The organism is Psychrobacter sp. (genome assembly GCF_018260395.1).
Classification (GTDB): Bacteria; Pseudomonadota; Gammaproteobacteria; order Pseudomonadales; family Moraxellaceae; genus Psychrobacter.
Genome location: NZ_JAGLBC010000121.1, coordinates 1 through 7,342 on the forward strand (window position 1 = coordinate 1; position 7,342 = coordinate 7,342).

6 protein-coding genes are annotated in these 7,342 nt (G+C 39.1%); 2 read left to right on the top strand and 4 right to left on the bottom strand.

Features of this window, described 5'->3' with window-relative positions; translation table 11 throughout:
* Nucleotides 1–176: 176 nt before the first annotated feature.
* Together QZ265_RS08765 and QZ265_RS08770 are read left to right on the top strand one after the other, a co-directional pair.
* Nucleotides 177–1,328, top strand: coding sequence for a dihydroorotase (locus tag QZ265_RS08765; RefSeq protein ID WP_296405386.1), 1,152 nt, complete (start codon nt 177–179; stop codon nt 1,326–1,328).
* Nucleotides 1,321–1,791 carry a DUF2127 domain-containing protein gene (locus tag QZ265_RS08770; RefSeq protein ID WP_296405388.1) on the top strand — a complete coding sequence of 157 codons (471 nt, stop codon included), beginning with the start codon at nt 1,321–1,323 and terminating at the stop codon, nt 1,789–1,791. The genes QZ265_RS08765 and QZ265_RS08770 overlap by 8 nt, the downstream gene beginning before the upstream one ends.
* Nucleotides 1,792–1,843: 52 nt before the next feature.
* Here QZ265_RS08770 and QZ265_RS08775 read toward each other — a convergent pair whose 3' ends face one another.
* The 4 genes from QZ265_RS08775 to QZ265_RS08790 form a co-directional block, all read right to left on the bottom strand.
* Complete coding sequence (locus QZ265_RS08775; protein ID WP_296405390.1) at nt 1,844–2,659, bottom strand: SGNH/GDSL hydrolase family protein; 816 nt, start codon at nt 2,657–2,659, stop codon at nt 1,844–1,846.
* 233 nt (nt 2,660–2,892) lie between these two features.
* Nucleotides 2,893–4,293, bottom strand: coding sequence for a nicotinate phosphoribosyltransferase (locus QZ265_RS08780; RefSeq protein WP_296405392.1), 1,401 nt, complete (start codon nt 4,291–4,293; stop codon nt 2,893–2,895).
* 109 nt (nt 4,294–4,402) lie between these two features.
* Complete coding sequence (locus QZ265_RS08785; protein ID WP_296405394.1) at nt 4,403–5,491, bottom strand: bifunctional nicotinamide-nucleotide adenylyltransferase/Nudix hydroxylase; 1,089 nt, start codon at nt 5,489–5,491, stop codon at nt 4,403–4,405.
* A gap of 233 nt (nt 5,492–5,724) precedes the next feature.
* On the bottom strand, nt 5,725–7,041 hold the full coding sequence (locus QZ265_RS08790) for a hemolysin family protein (protein ID WP_296405396.1): 1,317 nt from the start codon (nt 7,039–7,041) through the stop codon (nt 5,725–5,727).
* Between the last annotated feature and the right edge of the window lie 301 nt (nt 7,042–7,342).

Below are 7,342 nucleotides of genomic sequence, written 5' to 3' on the forward strand. Positions count from 1 at the left end.
CGATTGCCATTAAATTTAGCTCTTTAGCCGTTTAACTATTTAGCTATTTAACAATTGATTATGCTTAAGCTTATGACTAATTTGGCTTGCTTATGGCTCACAAACTAAAGATCATTACAGATACTAATAATAACTGGTACTAATATCTAAAAGTACTAATAAAAACTGGATTTATCATGCTTAATTTACTGCCTAAAGAATTTAAACAACCTAAAGTTGAGGCCAAAGAAGGTGATTGGTTGTTGCCACCTTTGGTTGATTTATGTGCTCGTCTGCGTGAACCAGGATTACAACAGCATGGTACTTTAAAGACAGAAGGACATGCAGCTCGTGCTAATGGCTTCTTGCACGTTGTCACCCCACCAGATACCAATCCTATCCTAGAAAATGGCTCATTGCTTAAAGGTCTACGCGAACGTGCCAAACAAGATGGTGGTATTTACTTGCATATTTTGGGCGCCCTTACAGCAGAACTAAAAGGTGAGCGACCAGCAAATGTTGCAGGTCTTAAAAAAGGCGGATGTATTGCTGTGACCAATGCAGGTCGTCCTTTTGAAAATGATTTAGTATTGCTACGTTCTTTGGAGTATGCTGCAAATTTTGGCCTTAAAGTGTTTTTCTATCCCAATGAACCTAGTCTGTCTGCTGGTGGGGTAGCGCACGAAGGTTACATTGCGTCATTCCATGGCTTACAAGGTATCCCTTGGTTAGCAGAAACTGTAGCATTATCAACCCAGTTATTGATGGTAGAAGAAACTGGTATTGCAGCTCACTTTAGCCAACTCACCTGTAAATCATCAATTGGATTGATGCGTATGGCAAAGGCTCAAGGCTTACCCGTAACTTGTGATGTGGCAATGCATCAGTTGCATCTAACAGATGATAACTTGGAGAGTTTTAATTCCCTAGCCTATGTGATTCCACCTTTACGCAGTAATACCGATCAAAAAGCACTGCTCAAAGGCTTACAAGATGGCACTATAGACGCAATATGTAGTCACCACGAACCATTAAATGACACAGCGAAAAAGGCACCGTTCGCAGAAGCCACACCCGGTATTTCAAATTTTGATACTTTTATGGCATTAGGCTGTAAACTGATACGAGATAATGTGTTGACTCCAGAGCAATTGGTTGACAAGATTTGTTTAGCGCCAGCGCGTATTGCTGGTATAAAAGATCAATATAAAGAGATTGGTGGTGCAGTCGTTGTAGATCCAAATATGCAGTGGCAAGTAACTCGTGATAACCTACTGTCAAAAGGTAAGAATACCCCTTTCTTAAACCAGACGTTACAAGGCAAAGTGGTGGAGACATATTTTGACTGAGTCACCACAGGTTAGCCGCTCGATTAAAGCGGTTACCCTTTATGAAGTAGTAAAAGGGGTAGGAGCATTGTTTGCTGCTCTTGCACTATGGGCATGGCATAATGATGTGACAGAGTTCATCAGCCATGCCAATACCGCTTGGGTAGCACGATTTGGTACCTTGTTTAGTGTTCAAGTAACAGCAATGATTCGAGCCGCGCACCAAGCTTCACAAAATTGGCATATATTTATTTGGCTGATTTTAGGCTATGCCAGTTTGCGCTTTATTGAAGCATATGGACTGTGGAAAGACAAAACTTGGGCTTATTGGTACAGTGTTCTAGGTTACGGGATATTTATCCCAGTTGAGATTTATTATTTGATTGTGAGGCCATTTGACTGGATCAAACTCGGGGTATTATTACTGAATATTGTGGTCGTCATAGTAGTTTATAAACAGATGCGCCGTAAAGGCCTGCTATAAATGAAAGCGGACAAAATTATACCTGTTCAATTTAGCTATTAAACCTTAACTTTTAAATTTTGCCAATCAGACTTGCAATTTTATCCGATAACTTTAATGCTAAAAAGGCATAAGCTTGAGAATTAGGGTGAAAGCCATCTTCAGCGAATAATTCATGAGTCTTTAAACCAGCATCTTTAAATTCGATTGGTAACGCCCATACATCTTCATACTTTTCACAAACCTGTAGTAACTTATCATTCAATATTGTTATCTTATACCCCAATAGTTTGTTTAGGGGACTCGGAATTGCTGGCATATTTTGCATGGGCGGAAGACAAGGAAAAATAATATATTTTGCGCCAAACTTACGTTTGCTTAAGCGAATAATTTCATGCAATTGGGATTGCCATTTCTTGGTTGAAACATTCGCAGTTGCGTCATTAACTCCTACCATAACAATCATAACATCTTCCACAGCAGATGGCTTTGGTAATACATATAACCGACGTAGGGCATCAAAACTAGTATGTCCTGAAGTGGCGTGAAGTGACCAATCAATTTGGTTAAATTTAAGGTTTATTTCCTGACTTTGGTATAAATGACTCAATAATTGTCCAATAAGCGCTTGCTGCTGTGAACTAACGCCAACGCCAGCTGCTGATGAGTCGCCAAGCAGCATAATATTTAAACTATTAAACCCATTAGACCTACTTGACCTATTTGAATCGGCTTTTCTTGTAGAGTCGTCGTTAATAGGGTTAAGCAGAAGGCTACCATTACGTTCACCTTCCGCCTCTGGCAATGTTAAAGCTGTCTTCTTTAATTTTAACCCTTGGTATATGTACACAGGTGCTAAAACAAGGTGTTTAGGCTGCAAAGGAATCATTAATGTTCACTTGTATTACCGGTTACTTAAAACAAATATTGATAGAAGAAAAATTGATAAATTATGTATTTAAAATAGTAAACTAGCGCAAAAGTATATGTATATTTTAACCATATTTTAAGTCATTATACTTTAGCTTTTATAACAATGAATTTACATAAAAAAGCTTCGTCATACCAGATAACGAAGCTTAGTTCATAAATTATATAAAGCATTGTAAGTGGGTTGCTAAATTACCAACTGCCTGTACGTTGACGAATTGTGGTTAAGTTCTCATCAACCAGTAATTCACCGTCTACAAACACATCACGCAATAAATTCATTGTACCATCTTTTAGTGAGTCTTCTTTAATGGTACTGATATGACCATTATCGTCTTTTACCAATGCCAAACGGCCTTTTTTTGAGCGTTTAGAACGGCTGGTGATTGGGTCTTTAAAGATTTCTTTCCATGTACCATCAATTTGAATGGCACTAGCTTTCATCGCCCAACTCATTGTATCGCGAGTCACTTGCTGTAGTAAGCCTCCACCCATACCAAAGGTGACGTTATCTGCACTAAAGCCTGCTTGCATTATGGTGTCTAATATTTTACTTAAGCTTAGTGGGCTAATACCATCTCCTTGGATAAGGCGCACATATTCTGGCAGCAGTTTATATCCTTTGCTATTCACACTATAACCAAATTTGACCGATAAGCGTTCTAAAGCTTCTCGTACCACTTTGGCAGGGTCTCCACTATCAGGACGAATGACCAAAGTACCACCCATTGTTTCGACTTGCTCTTTAAGTTCCTCACCCCAAATATGGTCAATGGCATTCCACAAGTCGTAACTGTCAGACACAACGGCTACTAACTTACCTTCTCCACCAAATTGATCCAGCATATTGGCATAAGCTTGGCTTTCTTGTTCTCTGCCCCAAGAGGTCATAGTGCTATGCTCTGCGGCAGGTATTGAGAAGGCTGGCATGTCGTCAGTCATACCGTACCATCGACTCGCTGAAACCAAAGCCGTCATGCTGTCAGTGCCAGAAAAGTTCACTAAATGGGCAAGGCTACCTAAAGCCACTGATTCAAAACTAGATGCCCCACGAGCGCCAAAATCATGAAGTTTAAAAGCAAGACCCGCATTGCTGTCAGCCGACTTCTGTAATGCTTCATTGATAATGGTTTTACAAAAAAAGGACAAGCTTGCCACTGATGAAGGATACCAAATAGCGCGTAGTAAAGAGGTTTCTAAGTAGCTTGGTAGCCAATAAAAATCAGGATCAGTGTTAACAATTTGACAAACCACATTTGATACAGGGATGATGCTTCCTTCAGGAACAGCCTGAATTCGAACAGGTAAGTATCCGCCATGCTTTTCAACAATGCGCTCCCAACCTGAACGATTGAAAGGTAAACCATGAGCTTTAATTACTTTTTCAGCTTCATTAATATCTTCAGTGGTTATAGGCTTGCTTAAGTATTCTTTGATATAGGCCTGTAATCCAAAGAAAACTACGTCATAGTCGCCTTTACGAGCCTCGACGTAGCTTGACATATATTCACTACCCGGTGGATATTGTAGCCAATGTGAAGCTTTATAACTGTCAGCATTTAAAATTAAATTATTAAAATTTGCAGTGTACATCACAGAACTCCTCTGCTTAATGGTGGCAAACTCAGTCTTTGAGTATGCCCGAAATACCCCTCACGTCTATCGTTTAGGGCAGAAAAAAGTTGATAGCAAATATCACTCATCATAACCCCACCATTTTAGTAATAATGGCGTAGTGATCTTCAAACATTTTTTTAGGGTCAAGCTCCGCTAAAGGTAACCAAAAAGCTTTAGCAGCATCGTCACCGCCTTTTACCTTTGGCAAACCTTTTGCGTCATTTTTTAATTGAAAGTAAAAAGCTTGGGTAATGGTACGGCCACGGGCTGAACGGTAAGGGTCATCAAAGGTATGCTGAGAATGACGAGAGCCACGTAATACTGGCTCTGGTACTTTAAGCTTGGTTTCTTCTCTAAGCTCACGCACGCAAGCGTCTAAAAGGGTCTCTTTTTGATCAATAAAGCCGCCCGGTAACGCCCATAAGCCGCGACCTGGCATACTGCGACGCTCGACCAACAAAATATGACCTGATTGCACCACTACCGCATCTACAGTCATAAAAGTAGGTGGGTAAGGGGTATCTTGCCACTGTTTTTTGTAATTATCGACGAACCAGGCTTCTTCATGAAGCTGTTTATAATCTTTAGTATTTTTAAAAGCTTCAAGAACGGCACGGGTAGAGGCAGGCGTGCGCTCCTTGGTCGGCGTGGCGCCCATTAAATAACCTTCTCGAATAGGAGTAGCAGATAGGTTCTTATAATTGGGTACTGAAATAGATTCCCATGTGGGAAATAAAGATAAATAGTAAGAGGAGCTGTCTTTCGAGTGGCCAATTAGAGCTATGTCTTCTTGCAAATTTTTGGTGACTGAATACACCGATTGCTGTACACATTGAAGCCAGCGTGTGTCATTGTATAAAGCATCGTCTAAACCCACACAATGAATCCTTTTGGCTTCTTTTGCCGGATAAGCGCCTTTAATCATCTCCGAACGTTCTTCAGCAGTGAAAGGATTACGAAGACTTCTGGGCATATTAGCAGAGCCTATAAGCATAATGACGTTATCTGCTCTTTTTAGAGCTTCATCTACCACTGCTTTATGACCCATGTGAAAGGGTTGAAAACGGCCAATGAAAACCAAATATTTATAACGACGAGTTGCAGAAGGTGTTGACGTGGCGCTTTTGGTTGGTTTCTTAGCATCAGTTGGCAAAGATTCGGGTATCACACTCATTATCAGGCTCCTGCACAGGTTATGGTCTTATTATCATACATCAAAATATACGTAAGAAGAATATAGTGACATACTCCCAAGGGGTTTACCAATACTTAAAGCGTATTAATAAGTCCAAAAAACAGGCACCAAATAAAAACTTGGATCATAGATAAACAATATTAGTCTATTGTACTTATTAGGCTCTGTTATAAGGCTATGTTTGTAAAATTTTAGCATAGCTTGATTTTTATTTAAGACAAAGGCTCATCAGTCATTTTTGTGACCAATAACTGATTAACCTTAAGATTTTCAGTGTCCAAAATCTCAAACTTAAACCCAGCATGTATGATGAAATCAGTTTTTTTAGGGATTTTTCGCAAACTATACATCATGAATCCACTTATGGTTTCATAGTTCTCAGAATTAGGTAGATTAATGATACCAAGAGTGCGAATAACATCTTCAATTGGCGCCATGCCATCTATCAACCATGAGTTTTCAGTACGCTTGATAATAGGTTGTTCATCGACAGTAACCAGCTCGCCCATCACAATACTCATCACATCTTTTAAAGTGATGACACCTACTACCAACGCGTATTCATTAACAATGACAGCAAAGTCTGAACCGGTGCTTTTAAAGGTCTCTAGTACTTCAAAAAGGGATAAGGTATCTGGTATAAATAGCGCTGTACTTAAGATACTAGTGTCTGTTAAACGCACTTTTTCTTTTTGCAACACCATTGCTAAAAAAGCTCGTGATTCAACATAGCCTAAGGTCTTTTCTAAATCATCTTCTAAACACACTAAAAACTTATGATGTGGCTCACGTATCATTGTCTCAACGATAACATCGTGATTTTCGTTAGAATCGAAGTAGACGATATATTCACGAGTGGTCATAACAGAGGTAACGGTACGCTCTTGCATCTCAAAAATATTGGCAATTAAATGATGCTCTTGATGTTTTAAAACACCAGCTTGAGCACCGGCATCCATTACGGCATAAATATCTTCTGATGTCATGTCATCACGGCGTACAGTAGAAATACCCAGAAGATTAAATAAGATATCGGCTGCCCCATCAAATACCCAAATGATAGGCTTAAAGATAAAGATTAAGGTCATCATTGGGCGTACTAATTTGATAGCAATAGGCTCAGCATACGTCATTGAAAATCTTTTTGGCATAAGGTCGGCAAATAATACAAAAACGCTAGTCACTAAAATAAAAGAGAGTATGGACGCTAATGCTTCATAGCCAATAATACCTTGCAAAAAAGAAAAGGCTTTATAATGGAGCAAGTCCTCAAAGTAGGGACTAATTGCAGATTCTCCAATCACACCAGCCAAAATAGCCACAGCATTTAATAAAATCTGTACCACAGTTATAAAGCTGCCAGGACTGTCCTGCATAGCTAAGACATCAAGGGCACGCACTTCTCCATCTTTGGCTAAAATTTGTAGTTTAATCTTTCTGGCGGACGCTAAGGCAAGTTCTGAACTTGAAACGACAGCACTTATCGCTATCAATATAAAAATAGAGATTACTGCAGTAATAAGGGTCATGATAGTCAACTCTAAACTTTTCATTTTTAAAAAGCAGGCTGTACAAGCCAAAAGCTTGAAGCCATAAAAAGCTCGATAGGATAATAAAAGAGGGGGATGTTTCAATAATAACCATTGGATTGGTTGCTATTAGTACTTAGTTATTTGTTAAATAGCTATTCGTTACGTGGTGATTCGTTACGTGGCTATTGGTTAATAAGTGGTTCTTGGTTAATAAGTGGTTCTTGGTAAATAAGTGGCTATTAGTAAAATAGATATTAGTTAAATAGATATTAGTTATGTCATATTTAATAGTAAAATC